The organism is Gelidimonas denitrificans (assembly GCF_055694065.1).
In genome coordinates, this window is the sequence record NZ_CM146350.1 from 2,956,717 (window position 1) to 2,973,539 (window position 16,823).

Annotated in this window: 18 protein-coding genes; 7 read left to right on the forward strand and 11 right to left on the reverse strand. The window is 56.3% G+C overall.

What is annotated here, in order from left to right; translation table 11 throughout:
* Positions 1–202: 202 nt before the first annotated feature.
* Genes FKCLFG_RS13735 through FKCLFG_RS13745 form a run of 3 tightly spaced genes read left to right on the forward strand, consistent with a single transcriptional unit; the run spans position 203 to position 2,837 of the window.
* On the forward strand, positions 203–1,072 hold the full coding sequence (locus tag FKCLFG_RS13735) for a phosphatase PAP2 family protein (protein WP_472613636.1): 870 nt from the start codon (positions 203–205) through the stop codon (positions 1,070–1,072).
* The gene (locus tag FKCLFG_RS13740; RefSeq protein ID WP_472613637.1) at positions 1,065–1,994 is read left to right on the forward strand and encodes a diacylglycerol/lipid kinase family protein; all 930 of its coding nucleotides are present in this window, start codon (positions 1,065–1,067) and stop codon (positions 1,992–1,994) included. Before FKCLFG_RS13735 ends, FKCLFG_RS13740 begins: the two co-directional genes overlap by 8 nt.
* Positions 1,995–2,000: 6 nt before the next feature.
* Positions 2,001–2,837: a metallophosphoesterase family protein gene (locus FKCLFG_RS13745; protein WP_472613638.1), complete on the forward strand. Its 837-nt coding sequence runs from the start codon at positions 2,001–2,003 to the stop codon at positions 2,835–2,837.
* 113 nt (positions 2,838–2,950) lie between these two features.
* Here FKCLFG_RS13745 and FKCLFG_RS13750 read toward each other — a convergent pair whose 3' ends face one another.
* The 4 genes from FKCLFG_RS13750 to FKCLFG_RS13765 form a co-directional block, all read right to left on the reverse strand.
* Positions 2,951–3,451, reverse strand: coding sequence for a VOC family protein (locus FKCLFG_RS13750; protein ID WP_472613639.1), 501 nt, complete (start codon positions 3,449–3,451; stop codon positions 2,951–2,953).
* 68 nt (positions 3,452–3,519) lie between these two features.
* The gene (locus FKCLFG_RS13755; protein ID WP_472613640.1) at positions 3,520–3,966 is read right to left on the reverse strand and encodes a YybH family protein; all 447 of its coding nucleotides are present in this window, start codon (positions 3,964–3,966) and stop codon (positions 3,520–3,522) included.
* 50 nt (positions 3,967–4,016) lie between these two features.
* Positions 4,017–4,394: a VOC family protein gene (locus FKCLFG_RS13760; RefSeq protein ID WP_472613641.1), complete on the reverse strand. Its 378-nt coding sequence runs from the start codon at positions 4,392–4,394 to the stop codon at positions 4,017–4,019.
* 291 nt (positions 4,395–4,685) lie between these two features.
* Positions 4,686–5,045 (reverse strand): DUF1428 domain-containing protein, encoded by a 360-nt coding sequence (locus tag FKCLFG_RS13765; RefSeq protein WP_472613642.1) that lies wholly within the window; start codon positions 5,043–5,045, stop codon positions 4,686–4,688.
* Between the two features lie 63 nt (positions 5,046–5,108).
* On the opposite strand from FKCLFG_RS13765, the gene FKCLFG_RS13770 reads away from it, so the two are divergent.
* The 3 genes from FKCLFG_RS13770 (at position 5,109) to FKCLFG_RS13780 (ending at position 7,839) form a co-directional block, all read left to right on the forward strand.
* Positions 5,109–5,303, forward strand: a complete 195-nt coding sequence (locus FKCLFG_RS13770; protein ID WP_472613643.1) for a hypothetical protein — start codon at positions 5,109–5,111, stop codon at positions 5,301–5,303.
* A gap of 146 nt (positions 5,304–5,449) precedes the next feature.
* On the forward strand, positions 5,450–6,040 hold the full coding sequence (mepK, locus tag FKCLFG_RS13775) for a peptidoglycan L,D-endopeptidase MepK (RefSeq protein WP_472613644.1): 591 nt from the start codon (positions 5,450–5,452) through the stop codon (positions 6,038–6,040).
* A gap of 200 nt (positions 6,041–6,240) precedes the next feature.
* On the forward strand, positions 6,241–7,839 hold the full coding sequence (locus FKCLFG_RS13780; RefSeq protein ID WP_472613645.1) for a L,D-transpeptidase family protein: 1,599 nt from the start codon (positions 6,241–6,243) through the stop codon (positions 7,837–7,839).
* Positions 7,840–7,978: 139 nt separating this feature from the next.
* Here the strand turns inward: FKCLFG_RS13780 and FKCLFG_RS13785 are convergent, their stop codons facing one another.
* Entirely contained in the window at positions 7,979–8,266 is a 288-nt protein-coding gene (locus tag FKCLFG_RS13785) for a hypothetical protein (RefSeq protein ID WP_472613646.1), read from the reverse strand.
* 724 nt (positions 8,267–8,990) lie between these two features.
* On the opposite strand from FKCLFG_RS13785, the gene FKCLFG_RS13790 reads away from it, so the two are divergent.
* The gene (locus tag FKCLFG_RS13790) at positions 8,991–9,731 is read left to right on the forward strand and encodes an oxygen-binding di-iron domain-containing protein (RefSeq protein ID WP_472613647.1); all 741 of its coding nucleotides are present in this window, start codon (positions 8,991–8,993) and stop codon (positions 9,729–9,731) included.
* A 104-nt stretch (positions 9,732–9,835) separates the two neighbouring features.
* Here the strand turns inward: FKCLFG_RS13790 and FKCLFG_RS13795 are convergent, their stop codons facing one another.
* The 6 genes from FKCLFG_RS13795 to FKCLFG_RS13820 form a co-directional block, all read right to left on the reverse strand.
* Positions 9,836–10,204, reverse strand: coding sequence for a glutaredoxin domain-containing protein (locus FKCLFG_RS13795; protein ID WP_472613648.1), 369 nt, complete (start codon positions 10,202–10,204; stop codon positions 9,836–9,838).
* Between the two features lie 332 nt (positions 10,205–10,536).
* On the reverse strand, positions 10,537–11,877 hold the full coding sequence (astB, locus tag FKCLFG_RS13800; protein WP_472613649.1) for an N-succinylarginine dihydrolase: 1,341 nt from the start codon (positions 11,875–11,877) through the stop codon (positions 10,537–10,539).
* A 35-nt stretch (positions 11,878–11,912) separates the two neighbouring features.
* Positions 11,913–13,379, reverse strand: coding sequence for a succinylglutamate-semialdehyde dehydrogenase (astD, locus tag FKCLFG_RS13805; protein WP_472613650.1), 1,467 nt, complete (start codon positions 13,377–13,379; stop codon positions 11,913–11,915).
* Positions 13,376–14,437 carry an arginine N-succinyltransferase gene (astA, locus tag FKCLFG_RS13810; protein ID WP_472613651.1) on the reverse strand — a complete coding sequence of 354 codons (1,062 nt, stop codon included), beginning with the start codon at positions 14,435–14,437 and terminating at the stop codon, positions 13,376–13,378. Before astA ends, astD begins: the two co-directional genes overlap by 4 nt.
* An 8-nt stretch (positions 14,438–14,445) precedes the next feature.
* Positions 14,446–15,489 carry an arginine N-succinyltransferase gene (locus FKCLFG_RS13815; protein ID WP_472613652.1) on the reverse strand — a complete coding sequence of 348 codons (1,044 nt, stop codon included), beginning with the start codon at positions 15,487–15,489 and terminating at the stop codon, positions 14,446–14,448.
* Between the two features lie 49 nt (positions 15,490–15,538).
* Complete coding sequence (locus FKCLFG_RS13820) at positions 15,539–16,816, reverse strand: acetylornithine/succinyldiaminopimelate transaminase (RefSeq protein ID WP_472613653.1); 1,278 nt, start codon at positions 16,814–16,816, stop codon at positions 15,539–15,541.
* Positions 16,817–16,823 lie beyond the last annotated feature (7 nt).

Genomic DNA, 16,823 nt, shown 5'->3' on the forward strand with positions numbered 1-16,823 from the left:
ATTCTTAAATTGCGGGTAAAGCCGGGGTTGATTCAGTAGTGCGCGCAGAGCCGTCGAGCGTATTATTAACTGGCGTTATCCATTGCCTCCGAAAGATGCGGAAGATTTCGCAAACAATGTACTTCTTAAAAATAGTAGGGTATGTATCACTATTTTCATGGCATTGTACGCATACATTTATTGGATTTATAAAAAATACTCCATGAAATACTGGCAGACATCAGCAATTGCATGGCTTGGCGTCAGACGAGAGATGCAGGACTTTTTCGCACTGTCAAAATATGCGCAACCGAATACTTTCCAACCTTCACCTATTATGCTGCCGCAACAATTCACATTATTTAAAAAATTTCTGCACCGTCGTTTCTCCACTGAGGGATATCTCGGGCTGCATTTGACGATCGGCGTTTTTTGCTTGATCGCCGCCAGCTGGATGTTCGCCAGCATCGCGCAAAATATGGTCACAGCCGATACAGCCCATGCGATCACGCTGGTGGATGTACGGCTCGCCCATTGGCTGCATTCTCATGCGACACCGTGGTTGACGCGCTGCATGCTGGTTTTCACCCATTTGCATGGCACGGTAGCAATTCTTTCTTATGTTGTATTGATGGGACTATTTCTGGTCCGAAAAAAGGATTGGCACTGGCTGGTGACGCTGCTTGTTACCGTGCCGGGCGGCATGCTTTTGAATGTTTTCATGAAGCAGGTGTTTCAGCGGACGCGGCCAGTCTTCGATCAACCGCTGCTTACGCTATCCACCTACAGCTTTCCAAGCGGACACACCGCGTCCACCACCCTGCTTTACGGCGTGCTGGCCGCGTATCTGATCTGCCATTCGAAGCCGTGGCGCTGGCGCATTGCCGTCGTCGTGATGACGGTGGCGGCAATGATGGTGGCCTTGGTCGGCTTGAGCCGGATGTATCTGGGCGTGCATTATCTGAGCGATGTGCTGGCCGCCACCGTCGAAGGCGTTGCCTGGCTTGCGCTCTGCCTGACCGTTACTACCAGCTGGCGCAAGCATCGCGCAGAATCTTCTCGCGCCGGCAACGCTGGCAACTCTTATGAATAACATCACGGTCGTCATCAACGCCGCAGCCGGCAACGGCCATACCAGCGAATGGGCGGATACGCTCGCGGCAAAATTTCGCGCCTGCGGACTCGAAGCGCACATCACGCTCGCCAAAAGTGGGGACGAAATTGTAACGACGGTGCAACGTGCGGTAGCCGCCGGCGCACCGATTGTCGTTGCCGGCGGCGGCGACGGCACCATCAATGCGGTGGCTTCATTGTTGGTCGACACCGGCAGTGCGTTGGGCGTCCTGCCGCTTGGCACCTTGAACCACTTCGCCAAGGATCTCGGCATTCCGCTGGAACTGGACCAAGCGATACAGCACATCGCCGCCGGCCACACAATCCAGGTCGATACCGGGGAAGTCAACGGCAAGGTTTTCATCAACAATTCCAGCCTGGGTCTTTATCCCGACATCGTCAGAGAACGGGAGAAACAGCAACAGCGCCTCGGCAGGGGCAAATGGCTGGCATTTTGCTGGGCATGCATGATGGCGCTGCGCCGCTTTCCGTTTTTACATGTGCGCCTGAGCATGGATGGGGAACAACATCTGCGCCGCACCGCATTCGTTTTTATCGGCAACAATGAATATCTCATGGAAGGATTCAACATCGGCGCGCGTGCATGCCTGAATGCCGGGCAATTAAGCCTGTATGTCAGCCACCGTACCGGGCGATTCGGCATGCTGCGGCTGGCGCTTAGCGCGCTACTCGGACGCATACGACAGGAGAAAGATTTTGACGTGGTGTGTACCAAGGAAATCCTGATTGAAACGCATCACAGGCATCTGCGGGTGGCGACCGATGGCGAAGTCAATGTCATGGAGACACCGTTGCAATATCGTATCCGACCGGCGGCCTTGCGCGTATTGGTGCCGCGCAAGTTAGACAGCGATAACGCTGTCGATGCTGCTGCCAAGTAACTCTCCATGCGCACACTTGTCCACTTATCGGATCTGCATTTTGGCCGTATCGATGCCAGGCTGATTCAGCCGCTCACCGATCTGATTCATGGCATCGATCCTGATTTGCTGGTGGTTTCCGGCGACCTGACCCAGCGCGCCCGCAGCACGCAATTCAAACAAGCGCGGCAGTTTCTCGACACGCTTCCGACGCCGCAAATCATCGTGCCGGGAAACCACGACATACCGCTGCATAACCTGTTCAACCGCTTCCTGCGCCCGCTCGACAAATACCGGCGCCATATCTGCGCTGATGTCGAACCGGTTTATATCGACGATGAAATCGCCGTCATCGGCATCAATACCGCGCGCTCCATGACGTTCAAAAATGGTCACATCAATCAGCAACAGATTGCACGCCTTCGCACCCATCTTTTACCGCTGGATCAGCATTGCATCAAGATTATCGTGACGCATCATCCGTTTGATTTTCCCGCGCAAATCGGCATGAAAAATCTGGTGGGCGGGGCCAGGATAGCCATGCAAAGTTTTGCCGAGTGCGGCGCAGACCTGCTGCTGGCCGGCCACCTGCATGCCAGTCATGCCGGCAGCACCGCAGAGCGCTATCCGATCAACGACTATGCCGCACTGGTGGTGCAGGCAGGCACCGCAACCTCAACCCGCGGCCGCGGCGAAACCAATTCATTCAACGTGGTGCGCATCGATGCTCCGCAGGTGGCAATCGAGCGGTTCGGGTGGGATCAGCAACGGTGCAATTTCGTGCCGATTGCAAGCGCCACATTCCGGCGTCATGGCGCTGGCTGGTTGCAAGTCGAAGGCATCGAAAGCCGCGCGCCGCGATAATCTGTCAGCAACAATTCCGCTTTCGTTCATTACATGATTAAGCCTGTTTTTTAAGCCTATTTTATCGCGCTGGGCTCCATGTAAATCGAGAATGCGCTCGGGTTGCACCCGCCCTACACGCCGGCATACGCCCGCTGCAGTGCTTCTATGTCGATCTTCTTCATTTGCAGCATTGCCGTCATGGCTTTTTGGGATTTTTCAGAATTTGGGTCACTGATCATCTCGGGCAAAACGCTGGGAACAACTTGCCATGAAGCGCCGTATTTGTCCTTCAGCCAGCCGCATTGCTGTGCTTTTTCGTCGCCACCCTCAGATAGCTTCTCCCAGTAATAGTCCACTTCTTCCTGCGTTTCGCAATTGACCTGGAACGAGATGGCCTCGTTGAATTTGAATATCGGGCCGCCGTTGAGCGCGGTGAACGCCTGTCCATCGAGTTCAAATGCCACGACCATTACCGTTCCCGCCCGTTTTCCGTGGATCTCATATCCAGCTTCTCCGTACCGGGCAATGTTTGTGATCTTTGAATTTTTAAAGAGTGCGGTATAAAACGCAACTGCCTCTTCGGCTTGATCATCAAACCACAAACACGGAGTGATTTTTTGAGTGACTTGCATAGTGTTTCTCCTAATATTTCTCCTGATCGGGTTTAATTTCAGCTGCGGCCCAGCACGTCCGGGAAGCACTACGGCTTGAGATCAAGCGATGCCATCCCGCTCTTCCCATCGAATGGTACCGAGGCATGCTCGTGCGCGATCATCCATTTGTTGTCAATCTTGCGCAGGCAAACGGTGGCGCGCCACCACATCTCGATTTTCTCTCCATCTGTTGTTGTTCCGTTGACCCGGTTGAGGCTGTGGCAGAAAGCCACGTCGTCGCCCGCTGCGATGCTAAGGTCGCGATTTTCAAAGCCGATCAGGCCTTGGAACGAGGAGAACCAATCCTCTGTGCGTTTGCGACACACATCCAATCCGATTTTTTGCAGTGGGTTTACAACATCAAACAACAGGATGTCTGGCGCGTAGTTGGACATAGCCCCATTGACATCTTTAGCCCGGACTGCCTTTGCCTGATCATCCATAAGCGTGCGGATCTGGGCTTCATCAATAGAGGTGCTATTTGCCGTCGTCATATCTTTCTCCCGTGCTCAAAAAACGCGGCGCAAGCAGTATTCCCAACCGCTTAAAGCGTCTGACTAACAGCCAAAATATTGCCTTCGCTATCTTTGAACCAGGCAGTTTTCGCGCCGCCCCCGGTGACGATGCTGTTCTCCATCTTCAGCCCTGGCATGTCGTACTCCTCGAACACCACGCCTCTATTCTTGAGCTCGGCCACCTCGGCCTCAACGTCATCAACTTGCCAGAAAGCAGTGCTTGCCTTCGAAGTGCCTGCGCCCTCTGACTTGTACATAAAAAACGGTGTGCCGTTGCCACATTTGTATATGACACCCCCGGCGAACTCTTCTCCGGGCTCGATCCCTAGTTCCTCCTCGTAAAATTTCCGAGCGCGCTCAAGGTTGGCAACCGGTATGTACGGCGTTATTGGTGCATTTTTCAACATAGTCATCTCTCCTTTGTGAGCAACATTTGCGAACTGGCCGAGAAAACGTTCGCGCAGCAAGAACTCCTGCCAACAGAATGATGGCGAATTGCAATAGTTTTGATCACATGGAATGCGTCTTGTCATAGAGTGCGGCGCAGCGACTCTCCTAGCCTAACTGACGCCAAAAAACTCCGCGAACCGGCCGTACGACAATGGCGCCTGAATTTTGCGAAAACGCACATCCCCAGTTCGCATCACCCGCCACCGAAAGCATCAGCACGCCATCACCGGCCAGCGTCATGCCATGCCTTAAAGATCAACCAATACCTCAAACCCGCCATAAATCATGCGTTTTCCATCAAACGGCATGTTTTCCGGCTTCATCATCTCGGCCATGCGTGGGTCCTTCATCACCTTGTCGTTGACCTCGTCGCGGTGGGCGCGCGATTCATACACGATCCAGGAGAAAATGACGGTTTCATCGGCTTCGAGATTCACGCTTTGCGGGAACGAAGTAAGCTTGCCAGGCTTCACGTCATCGGCAATGCACTCGCGAAATTGCAGCGCGCCATGCTCACGCCAGATCGCGCCGCATTTGCTCGCAACCTCGCGGTAAGCCTCTACATTTTTTTTGGGAAGTGGCACAACGAAACCGTCGACGTAAGGCATGACATTCTCCTTGAAGAAATACATCCGTTGAACATGCGGCGCAACTATTACGTGGCAATTACAATGTCCAGATTAGTCAAGGATAGTCAGGAAAACAAGGCGTTTATCCACCAAGCGCATGAAAGCGTTATCACCCGTTTTTGGGCAATCAGAATGCAACGTTTATGCAAATCAATAGAATTTTTCTGGAATGCAACAATGACTTCCAGCCAATACTGGCCGGCCAAGGATTTACAAGTGGAGCGTGAATGCGCATAAAATACTGCAGAACCTTACCGGGGCCGCAAGAGTGCCCAAATGAGATTCGCTGCGGGAAATCTACGTCAGTTATTGTCAGTTATTATCAGTTATTAACCGGCAGAGGAGTTGGCTTGAAAAGCCGCTCCAGCCGCCAAAGGAATGCCATGAAACCATTATTTAGCCGAGATACCGCCATTCCGATGGGCAAGACCGTACTCAGCCGGCGCGGATTCCTTCACGCGGGCGCGGTGGCGCTTGCCGCAGTCAGCCTGCCTGGAAGGAGCTTCGCGTCGATTTCGGCAGCCTCCGCGCCAGAGCGCAAACTGGGTTTTTACAATACGCATACGGGCGAGCAATTAAACACCGTGTATTGGGCGGATGGTGGGTACCAGCCTGAAGGGCTCAGTGAAATCTATCACTTGCTGCGAGACCACCGTTCAGGCGCTGTCAACCCCATTGATGCCCGACTACTGGATTTGCTGTGCCTGCTGTCGGCGTCGCTGGACACGAACGAGCGCTTTCATGTCATTTCCGGCTACCGGTCGCCCGTTACCAACGCCATGCTGTCGAAAAAAAGCAGCGGCGTAGCGAAACATAGCCTGCATATGGACGGACTTGCCATAGATATTCGTGTGCCGGGCCGCAATCTGGCAGATATACACCGCGCCGCCATTGCCCTGAATGGCGGCGGCGTGGGCTATTATCCTGCCTCCGATTTTGTGCATATGGATGTTGGCCGCATACGCACCTGGTGAAGTTTCAGAGCGATTGGCTTTATTTGAAGGATGACGGTCATCCGCAATTTTGGGCTCAAGGAAACTAGCAGAACCCATAGCAATCATAGTAATACTCCAGGCGCATTTCCATTTCTATCATCAACTGCGCCCCAGAATATGGCACTCGCCAAAAAGCTGGTATCGAATTAAAGCCCTCAATTATAAAGTTTGACCTATTCATGAAATCAATCAACACGGCAGTTCGTCCCAACCGGAGTTGCCAGTGCTTGCTGTTTGTGTTGCTTGGCTTCGTGCTGGGAAATACTGGCACAGCGTTCGCGAACAGTCTTCCCGTCTGGTTCGTCGATGGAAGTCCCACTGCAGATGCCGTGGAGGCAGTGCAAATCCTGAAGAGGGCTGATACGGATGGCCTGAATCCCAATGACTATTCGGCGGATTTGCTGGCGCAAGCGGTGGACAAAGCTACTCGCGCACCCCTCTCTGTGGTTGAGCAAGCAACACTCGCGGGCGGACTAACGCGGGCCGTGGAACATTTCATATCGGATATTCATTATGGCCGGGTAGCTCCGCGAGATGTTCACGCATCGTTTGCAATGCCCGCGAAGCAATTAGATCCTGAAATCTATGCAAGAGACGCTGTTGCCCGCCATATGCTCACCAGAGCCGTCCGCGCGGCAGCACCCCAGTTGCCGCTCTATGTTGGCTTGCGCCGAGCGCTGGTAAAGTACCGCGCGCTTGAAAACGCCCCCGCTTTCCAGCATCGGCTGCCTCCTATGGCAGGAAATAAAATTGCGCCCGGCCAGGCCTACCTGGGCACTTCCGATTTGGCGCAGAAACTGATGGCGCTCGGGGATATGGCGGCAGAGGCGCCCATTCCAACCCGGTACGAGGCCGCCCTGGTCGATGGCGTCAAGGCATTTCAGAGTCGTCACGGGCTGGCAGCGGATGGCGTCATTGGCAGGGCCACCTTTGAACAGATCAATACCACCATGGCTGCGCGCGTGCGCCAGATCGAACTAACGCTCGAACGCCTGCGCTGGACGCCATTGCTGTTGGGTCCCAGGATGATCGTGGTGAATGTGCCTGAGTTCGTCCTGCGCGCATACGAGATTAACGATGGCCAGATCAGTGTGAAGGTGGCGATGAATGTCATCGTCGGCAAGGCACTTGATACCCGCACCCCACTTTTTTTTGAGGATATGCGCTACATAGAATTTAGCCCTTACTGGAATATTCCACCCTCGATTGCCAAAGCCGAAACCGTGCCGAAGCTGCGCCATGATCCCGCTTATTTCAACAAACAGGAACTGGAGTTTGTGAATGGCGATGGACGGGTTATCTCAGCATTGTCGGGGGCGAATCTGGATGCGGTGCTGCAAGGGAAATTGCGTATTCGTCAGCGGCCCGGGCCAAAAAATGCACTGGGCGACATCAAATTCATTTTCCCTAATAACGACAATATTTACCTTCACCACACACCCACGCCACAACTTTTTAAGCGTGATCGGCGCGATTTCAGTCATGGCTGCATCAGGGTGGAAGATCCCGTTTCTCTGGCAAAATTTGTCTTGCAGGATCAGCCGGACTGGACCGAGGAGCGGATTCGCGACGCCATGGAAAATGGCAACTCAAAGACGATTCGTCTGAAGCAACCATTGCCGGTGGTGATCGCTTATGGCACCACAATTGTCAAAAGCGATGGCAAGGTCTATTTCTTTCAGGACATTTACGGCCACGATCAATTGCTCGATGCCGCCTTGAGCAAGAAAAACAGTCTTACGCGCAAAGAGTCCGAAAGAGTTCAGCGTCAAATGTGAGTAACCGTAGTGAGTGACCGTACCGCGCGCCCGACGAAGCCATCGGCCTCGCGAACGCCCGAAGCTATCCTGCCTTTTGCCGGGACCCAGCGGTCCGGCCGAAAGCCGCGAGCGAACCAGAACGATCCCGGATAGGCGGTTACGGCTGCAAGTTGTGGACGTCAAACGCCGTTTCTTGCGGCGGCGGGGTCAACCCGCCCTTGATGCCCTGTTGCATTCGGGGCAGCAGGATGTCGTCGCGGAACTGCTCCCAACTCTCCTTGGAGTCGTGGATAGCCACGATCGTCCAGCCACCAGCCGACGGGCCAGCCGCGTGGAAGATCTGGCCTTTCGGCAGGCTCCCTCTGCCGGGATGGACCGCCGCGATTGACGCCTCGTACTGCTCCTTCGTACCACCAGGGAAGTAATGCACGATACCGTATGCCATTTTCGTTCTCCTCTCAGGTTAAAGGAGCCGCCTCTCGCGGCCCTTGATGTTGAAACATAAAGTGAAATCCGCAACGCGCAGCGGTGTAGTTCAACTACGTTATTGGGCGACAATTTTGCGCACTTGTCCACGCAAGACACGCACAGGGCACACGACGCAAATAATTTCAAAAAATAAGGAGTATCGTAATTTTCATGATATTTTTCGCATATATTCATTGCGTGCATGAAATATACAGCAGCCACTATAGGAAATTCGTCGCACCCTCGCTTGCATTTTTGCATCTATTCCTGCGCACTTCATTTCTTCTTTTTTCGCGCCTTTCATGTTTTTCGTGGAGATTGTTTTCCACCTTGGTGAAGTACGCAACATCAGTCAAATAATCGTTCAAATCAGTAATTCAATATTGAATATTGCGCGGCGTCGAATGCGTCCGGTTTGAGCGATATCAGATGTCAAAGAAAAATTTGTGTGCCTGTTCACGTGCGACACGGCGCATGCGCGAATTGTTTGAAATCTCAGCCAAGCCTGGCTGCCGAAAAGCCCCTTTATCCCCACCACCGATCGGCCTCCATTGATCTTCCTCAATACGTTATTGATAACAATAATTAACTTAAAGACAGTCATAAAGCGAAAAGCTGGATTGCGCTGAAAACTGCTTATGACATAAAACTGTCTGCGCATAACAAAGTCAGACGAGGGCGTCATAAAAAGGAGGATGGTCATGCAAAGCAAAGTAACTGAAATCGCGCCGGACATCTTTCGGATTTCAACGTTTCATCCCGATTACGCCATCCAGTTCAACCAATTCCTCATCAATGATGAGGAGCCGTTCCTGATGCATACGGGCTTCAAGAAGATGTTTCAAACCACGCTTGAGGGAGTGCGTTCGATCATCGATCCCGCCAAGCTGCGCTGGATTGGGTTCAGCCACTTTGAATCCGATGAGTGCGGGGCATTGAACGAGCTGCTTGGGATTGCTCCGCACGCGCAGGCGGTGTGCAGCGTTGTTGGCGCGATCGTGATGATCAACGACTTCGCAGACCGCGCGCCGCGGCCGCTTGCCGATAACGAAGTCTTGCAAACGGGCAGACACCGGCTTCAATTTCTTGCGACGCCCCATGTGCCGCACTGCTGGGACGCCGGTTTGTTCTTCGATCAAGCAGAACGGACACTTCTCTGCTCAGATCTGTTCTTCCAGCCGGGCGATCCCGAACCGATTATTGATTCCGACATCGTCGGGCGGGCGCGCGACGCAATCTACGGAAGCCTGGACGGGCCGCTGGCGAAGGACATGCCCTACACCCCATACACGGACAGCACTCTCGCACGACTTGCTGCCTTGGACCCAACAACGCTGGCGGTTATGCACGGTTCTTCGTTTCGGGGCGACGGCCGGAAGGCCATTCTTGACCTTGCTGCCGTGATCAAGGCGGTCCTGGGTAAACCAGAGGGTAGCTCCTAACCTGCTTTAGACCCGAACATATTTTCGTGATGCATCATGCGTCACGCCCTCTTCATCAATGATGAATAATCCATGTCAGCAGCGGACGGAAATTTTTCTCCATCTTATTCAGCAATCATGCGAGAGAATTCTCCGCTATCGATCAACCGCTGCAGTTCGGCTGCTCCACCCACCAGCATGCCTTTGACAAACACCATCGGGAAGGTTGGCCAGCCGCTCCACATCTTGAGGCTGTTACGGCGTCTCCACTGGCTAAGGTAGCTGCCATACTCAAGGTACTTGTACGGCGTGCCGATCGCATCCAGCAACTTGCGCGCCTTGCGGGGGAACGGGTTTTGCGCCATGCCGACGACGACTACAGCGTTGCTTGCGATGGCCGCCTGCACTTCGCGAATGATTTCGGAATTCTTGTTAGTGATGGCTTGGCGAATGGCAGGATGGATATGGGCTTCATCTAGAATGCTGCGAGTCATGATGGCTTTCTATGTTGTTATGGTGTTATCGCAATGATAGGGCACGAAGCCCGCCGACGGGCTTCCTTGCCTTGTCCACAATAAGGACTGCGCCTGAACGAAAGAGTGTATTTCCAAGGCGAGATGCGCGTTGATGGCTGAAAATGAACGATCGGCTCTCGCTGCAAGCCGCCTGTCACTTTCTAGGAAACGGTGATTTGAAAGTCAGCCTGCCGCCCGAAATATCGTGAGTGGCCGTTAAAGAATTCCGGCAGCGTGGGTCAAGATCGCATCAGCGTCAACCGGGGCATGCGATCAGGCGTTTCCCCTGGACACTTTAGGCATTGCGCCGATTAGAACGCGTACAGCTCCGGCAAATCCAGAATTGTGCGCAATGCGTCCAGCGCCGTTTGCATCTCCAGCGCCAGCATCGGATCGGCCAGATCATCGGGCGACAGCCGGTCGCGGTAGTGCTTTTCGACCCAATCCACCAGGCTTGCATACAGGCTCTCGGTCATGATCACGCCCTGATGCATCGCTGCTGCCTCGGCATCGGTCAGCGCCACCCGCAAACGCAGGCAGGCTGGGCCGCCGCCGTTGCGCATGCTTTGGCGCAAATCGAAACTGATCAGCTCATCAACCGGGCCGCCGTCGCCAACCAAGCCTTGCAGATAGCGCGCGACTGCCGGGTTTTCCTGACATTCCTGCGGCACTACCAGCGCCATCCGGCCATCTTCTTTTGACAATAACTGGCTATTGAACAAGTAGCTCGATACCGCGTCAGTGACCGAGACTTGCGCGCTATCTACCCGTATCGGTTGCAATTGCGCGCCGGCATCGGCCAGCGCAATGTGTAGTGCGGAAAGTGTGGCGGATTCGTCGAGGAAAGCTTGCTGGTGATAGAACAGCACCGTGCCATTGCCGACCGCGATCACGTCGTTGTGAAATACGCCTTGGTCGATCACCGCAGGGTTTTGCTGCACATATACGGTGCGCTGCGGTTGCAGGCCGTGCAGCCGCGCCACCGCCTGGCTGGCCTCCAGCGTTTGGCGCGCCGGAAAACGTTGCGGCGCCGCGGCGGCAGTATCGAACTCGGCCCTGCCGTACACGAACATTTCTACTGCGCCAGCGCCATGCGCAGCGCACAGCCGGGTGTGATTGGCCGCCCCTTCATCGCCGAACGCCGGCGTACCAGGCAACGCGTCATGCACCGCGAAGCGCGCACACTCCTTGAAAATCGCGCGCAGGGTGCGGGCGGTTTGGGTCTGCTCATAAGAGCGGTGCAACTTGCTATTCAGATTGGCGACGGTGAAATGCACGCGGCGGTCCAGGGTGTCGGCCGACGGGCTGACCGTAGCCGCATTCGCGCTCCACATCGGCGCGGCCGAATAGGCGCAGGCCAGAATCACCGGAGCCTCTTTGGCGGCGCGCGCCAGCACATCGGCATCGCTGCCGCCAAAGCCGATACTGCGCAACAGCCTGAAATCGGGCCGCAGCTGCGGCGGCAGCACGGCTTGGGCGAAACCGCGCGCCGCGAGTGCGCGCATCTTGGCCAAACCCTGCAACGCCGCCTGTTTCGGATTGGACGCGCTTTTGACGTTATTGAACGAGGCAACATTGCCAAACGACAGGCCGGCGTAATTGTGCGAAGGGCCGACCAGGCCGTCAAAATTGAATTCGCGTGTGGTGTGCATGATTTTTTCGGCCTGTCTGCCTGCGTAATTAGAAATTAGAAATGCAAACCCGGCGACAGTTTTTGCGGCATTTCCAGCGTGGTATTCTCGATTGATGCTACCGGATACGCGCAATAATCTGCGGCGTAATACGCACTCGGACGATGGTTGCCGGATTTGCCGTTGCCACCGAACGGTGCAGTACTGGCGGCACCTGTGGTCGGCCGGTTCCAATTGACGATGCCGGCCCGAACGCTGTTTAAAAACTGTTCCCACAACGCCGCATCGTCCGACAGCAAACCAGCGGCCAGGCCGTATTCGGTCGCGTTCGCCGCTTCCAGCGCGGCATCAAAGCTAGCCACGCGCACCACTTGCAGCAAGGGGCCGAACCATTCTTCATCCGGCACCTCTTTGGCATCGGTAACATCGACGATGCCGGGCGAGAGGAAACCGGTGTTTTTGGCGAGCTGGCGCATTTCCAGCAGCACGTTGCCGCCACGCGTCACCAAGCCGGCTTGCGCAGCCAGCAGTTTTTCTGCGATTTTTGCCGACACGACCGGGCCCATGAACGGGGCCGGCGACGCGTCTGATGTGCCGACCGTGATCTTGCCGGCGACTTCAACCAAGCGCGTAATGAAGGCGTGGCCGCGGGCGGAATCCTCGACGATCAAACGCCGCGCGCAGGTGCAACGCTGGCCGGCGCTGACGAATGCCGAAAAAATCGCGTGATGCACCGCCGCATCTATATCCTGCACATCCCATACCACCAGCGCATTGTTGCCGCCCATTTCCAGCGCCAGCATCTTGCCCGGCTGACCGGCAAACTGGCGATGCAAAATAGCGCCAACCTGATAGCTGCCGGTAAACAGCACGCCGTCGAGTTGCGGATGTTGCGACAATGCCTCGCCGGTGGCGCGGCCGCCGTTGACCAGGTTCAGCACGCCGTCCGGCAAGCCGGCCTGCGTCCACAAAGAAACCGTCTTGATCGCGGTTTGCGGCGCATATTCGCTCGGTTTGAAGACGATGGCGTTGCCGGCGATCAGGGCCGGAACGATGTGGCCGTTGGGCAGATGGCCGGGGAAATTGTAGGGGCCGAGTACGCCGAACACGCCGTGCGGCCGGTGTCGCAATACCGCGCTGCCGTCGGCCACCGCGGCTTGCGTCTGGCCGGTGCGCGCCTGATAGGACTGCAGCGAAATATCGATCTTGCCGGCCATGCTGGCAACTTCGGTGCGCGCTTCCCACAGCGGCTTGCCGACTTCCAGCGCTATCAGGCCAGCTAATTCTTCCGTATTCTCTTTCAGCAGATCGCGAAAGCGCTGGCAGACTGCAATGCGCGTTTGCAGAGAAGTGCGCGACCACAGCTGAAAACCGGCGCGGGCCGACTGGCAGGCGCTATCGACGTCGGCAGCACTCGCCGCCGCGCCGCTCCAGAGCGCATCGCCATTGGCGGGATTGATGACCGTAAATGCCGGGCCCTGGCCGGCGAGCCACTGGCCGTTGATGAAATGCGCAGATTTCATGAATTTTTCCTGGCGTTAAGTGTCATGGTGCGAACCGGATCGCCGACACCGCAGGCCAGCAGTTCCCGCTCGGATGCGGAGAGGGCAATGCGGGCCGATGGTGATGGCGATTCGGCTGGCGAGACGATGATGCGAAAGTCGGGCAATACGGTATTGGAAACCAGCACCGGATTAGCAACCGCCTCAGCTGCCTCAGCGACCTCGGTGCCGTTTTCCGCGGCCGGCTCGATGATGGCGAGCACGCTTTCGCGCAGCGCGCGCAACTCGCGCACTCTGGCTTGCAGCACCGGCCCGGCGTCGAAAATATCGACATAACCTTCGTAATACATGCCTTCCTGCTCCAGCAAACGGCGCGCCGGCGCAGTGGCGACATGCACGCGGCCGATCACTTCCTGCGCTTCCTTCGGCAGATAAGCGACATACAGCGGATAGCGCGGCATCAGTTCGGCGATGAACGATTTTTTGCCCAGGCTGGTCAAGTCGTCGACATGATCGAAATCCATCTTGAAAAAATGCCGTCCCAGGCTTTCATAAAACGGTGAAATGCCAGCCGCATCCTGAAACCCGCGCATTTCGGCGATCACCTTGGCATTGAACAAATGCGGGAATTGGGCTATGAACAGTAGCCGGCTTTTCGACAGCAGCTTGCCATTGGTGCCGCCGCGATAATCCGGATGCAGGAACAGCGAACACAACTCAGTAGCGCCGGTCAGATCGTTCGACAGGTACAGCGTTTCCATCTTCGAAAAGACGCCCAACTCCCGGCTCGAATGCACCAGCGTGCCGATCCGATAGTTATAGAACGGCTCTTCCAACCCGACCGCGCTCTTGATCGCGCAAATACCGGCCAGCCGGCCAGTGCGCGTATCTTCCATCACGAACACATAATCGCGCTGGGTCGGCGCGATCTGCTCGGCAAACGAGGCGCAGGCGATTTCCAGCCGCTGCCCCAGCATCTTGCGGTCCGGCTTCAACGTCGTCATGCCGCTGCCGACCTGGCCGGCCAGCTCCAGCATCCCTTCCAGATCGGATTCATTAACAGCGCGTACAACTAACATTTCCGACCTCACAATCTGACACATAAAACGGGTTCGCCAACAGTCAACTTCAGGCTTTGCAGCACCTGCGGCGGCAGCCGAAGGCCGGCCGCATGTTCCAGCGGCGCGCAATCGAACAGGGTGGCGCGAAAATCATTTTCTCTGGCAGTCGCCAGCAGATACGTGACGCTCGCCGCGCCGGCCAACGCGGATTCATCATCCGGCGCATACGCTGCCACCGGACGCACAAACGATGCCGAAAACGAGCGCAACGCGTGCTTGTGGGCCTGCATGATCGGGCCACCGTCGAAGATGTCGATGTATTCGTCCGGCTCAAAACCTTCTTCGGTTAACAACCGGAATGGCAGCTCGCCCTCCGGATGGATTTGCCCCATCACCGCCTGCGCATCGCCCGGCAGCAGCGGCACATACACCGGGTAATGCGGCATCAGTTCGACGATCAGGGTGCGGTTGCGGGCACCTTCGATTAAGCGTTCTGCTTCCAGAAAATCCATTTGAAAAAACTTGCGCCCCAGCGCCTCCCAGAACGGCGACTGCGCATGGCTGTCGGTAATCCCGGCCAGCGACACGAAGAAGCTGTCGCCGAAACGCTGCGGCAAAATCGCAGCGAACAGCAGCCGCGCCCGCGACAACAGCGCCGCCTCCTGGCTACAGTTGCCCCAGCCGCGCACGAAAAAACCCGACAGCTGCGAATGGCTGGTCAACTCGGAACACAGCGTCAGTGCATGCACGCTATGGCTGATGTTGAGGTCGCGCGAGACTTGCTGCATGACGTCGTTGCGGAACGCGAAATAGGTGCCGTTGGAGCCGGCGGTGGCGGAAATCGCCGCGGTGCCGGCGATCGACTGGTCCAGCGTCGATTCCAGCACGAACATGTACGATTCCTCGCTCGGCATCACCACCGGCGTCGCAAAGGATGCGATGGAGCGCTCGACCACGCGCGTGATCGCTGCCCGCGTTCTGGGCAACGTGTGTACGCCGGGCGAAGCGACTGTCGCCAACGACTCCAGCGCTGCAATATCGGAAATTTCTACCGGCCGCACAATATACATAGGCTGCTCCAATCTGATCAAAGACGACGTGTTATAGATGTCATAGATGTCATAGTGCCGCCACGGAAACCGCCAGAAACTCTTCGAGCGCACGACGCAGCAGCAGGTCTGCCTCATCGATTTGCGCATCTGACACGATCAGCGCCGGCAGCAGCCGCACCACATCGGGGCCGGCAATCAGCAGCATCAATCCTTCCGCTTCGGTCGCTCTGGTGATGTCCTTGGCGCGTCCGCGGTATTGCTCGGTGAGCACCATGCCAAGCATCAGGCCGCTGCCGCGCACCAGTGAAAATACTTGCGGATAATCGCCGATGATCGCTTGCAGCATCGCGTTCAGCTTGACTGCGGCTTGCCGGACTCGCGCCAGAAATTCCGGCGCCCGGATAATTTCCAGCACCTTCAGCGCCACCGTCGCGGCCATTGGATTGCCGCCATACGTGGTGCCGTGGGTGCCGACGGAAAACGACGCTGCGATCGCTTCGGTGGTCAGCATCGCGCCGACCGGATAACCGTTACCGAGCGCCTTGGCCGAGGTCAGGATATCGGGCGTGACGCCATAGCTCATGTAGGCAAACAACGTGCCGGTGCGGCCCATGCCGCATTGCACTTCGTCGAAAATCAACAGCGCGTTGTGCTGGTCGCACAAGGCGCGCAGCGCTTGCAGATATTCCTTGCTGGCCGGCACCACGCCGCCCTCTCCCTGCACCGGCTCGACCACCAGCGCGCAGACATCGTTGCCCATCGCAGCGCGCGCCGCTTCGATGTCATTGAATGGAATGTGCGTCAGTTGCTGCGGCAGCGGCCCGAAGCCTTCGGTATATTTGGGCTGGCCGCCGACCGACACCGTAAACAAAGTGCGGCCGTGGAAAGAATTGGTGCAGGAAATGATGCGCGACTTGGCCGTTCCGAACTTGTTGCTCGCATGTTTGCGCGCCAGCTTGAAGGCGGCTTCATTGGCTTCCGCGCCGGAATTGCAGAAAAATACGCGCTCGGCGAAAGTCGCCTGCGTCAGTGCGGTAGCCAAACGCAGTACCGGCTCATTGGTAAAACCGTTGCTGACATGCCACAGCGTTTTGGCTTGCGTGCACAAGGCTTCTACCACGGCGGGGTGCGCGTGGCCCAGACTGGTGACTGCGATCCCGGCGGTGAAGTCGAGATAGCGCTTGCCATCCTGATCCCACACTTCCAGGCCGGCGCCGCGCACCGGCACCACCGCGCTGGGCGCATAGGTCGGCACGATTACGGCATCGAAAGTTTTTCTGGTAACGGTTATGGGCGTGGGCATTGTGGTTGCCGCGCCGGACTGCATGCTGGTCGATTCATTCATATTCACT

Excerpts from the sequence above, each read along its gene's own strand:
- FKCLFG_RS13735 (WP_472613636.1), top strand. The coding sequence starts at position 203 with ATGAAATACTGGCAGACATCAGCAATTGCATGGCTTGGCGTCAGACGA.
- FKCLFG_RS13820 (WP_472613653.1), bottom strand. The coding sequence starts at position 16,816 with ATGAATGAATCGACCAGCATGCAGTCCGGCGCGGCAACCACAATGCCC.
- FKCLFG_RS13755 (WP_472613640.1), bottom strand. The coding sequence starts at position 3,966 with ATGACGACGGCAAATAGCACCTCTATTGATGAAGCCCAGATCCGCACG.
- FKCLFG_RS13795 (WP_472613648.1), bottom strand. The coding sequence starts at position 10,204 with ATGACTCGCAGCATTCTAGATGAAGCCCATATCCATCCTGCCATTCGC.
- FKCLFG_RS13770 (WP_472613643.1), top strand. The coding sequence starts at position 5,109 with ATGTCCAGATTAGTCAAGGATAGTCAGGAAAACAAGGCGTTTATCCAC.
- FKCLFG_RS13750 (WP_472613639.1), bottom strand. The coding sequence starts at position 3,451 with ATGCAAGTCACTCAAAAAATCACTCCGTGTTTGTGGTTTGATGATCAA.
- FKCLFG_RS13815 (WP_472613652.1), bottom strand. The coding sequence starts at position 15,489 with ATGTATATTGTGCGGCCGGTAGAAATTTCCGATATTGCAGCGCTGGAG.
- FKCLFG_RS13740 (WP_472613637.1), top strand. The coding sequence starts at position 1,065 with ATGAATAACATCACGGTCGTCATCAACGCCGCAGCCGGCAACGGCCAT.
- FKCLFG_RS13790 (WP_472613647.1), top strand. The coding sequence starts at position 8,991 with ATGCAAAGCAAAGTAACTGAAATCGCGCCGGACATCTTTCGGATTTCA.
- FKCLFG_RS13745 (WP_472613638.1), top strand. The coding sequence starts at position 2,001 with ATGCGCACACTTGTCCACTTATCGGATCTGCATTTTGGCCGTATCGAT.
- FKCLFG_RS13765 (WP_472613642.1), bottom strand. The coding sequence starts at position 5,045 with ATGCCTTACGTCGACGGTTTCGTTGTGCCACTTCCCAAAAAAAATGTA.
- mepK (WP_472613644.1), top strand. The coding sequence starts at position 5,450 with ATGAAACCATTATTTAGCCGAGATACCGCCATTCCGATGGGCAAGACC.
- astB (WP_472613649.1), bottom strand. The coding sequence starts at position 11,877 with ATGCACACCACACGCGAATTCAATTTTGACGGCCTGGTCGGCCCTTCG.
- FKCLFG_RS13785 (WP_472613646.1), bottom strand. The coding sequence starts at position 8,266 with ATGGCATACGGTATCGTGCATTACTTCCCTGGTGGTACGAAGGAGCAG.
- astA (WP_472613651.1), bottom strand. The coding sequence starts at position 14,437 with ATGTTAGTTGTACGCGCTGTTAATGAATCCGATCTGGAAGGGATGCTG.
- astD (WP_472613650.1), bottom strand. The coding sequence starts at position 13,379 with ATGAAATCTGCGCATTTCATCAACGGCCAGTGGCTCGCCGGCCAGGGC.
- FKCLFG_RS13780 (WP_472613645.1), top strand. The coding sequence starts at position 6,241 with ATGAAATCAATCAACACGGCAGTTCGTCCCAACCGGAGTTGCCAGTGC.
- FKCLFG_RS13760 (WP_472613641.1), bottom strand. The coding sequence starts at position 4,394 with ATGTTGAAAAATGCACCAATAACGCCGTACATACCGGTTGCCAACCTT.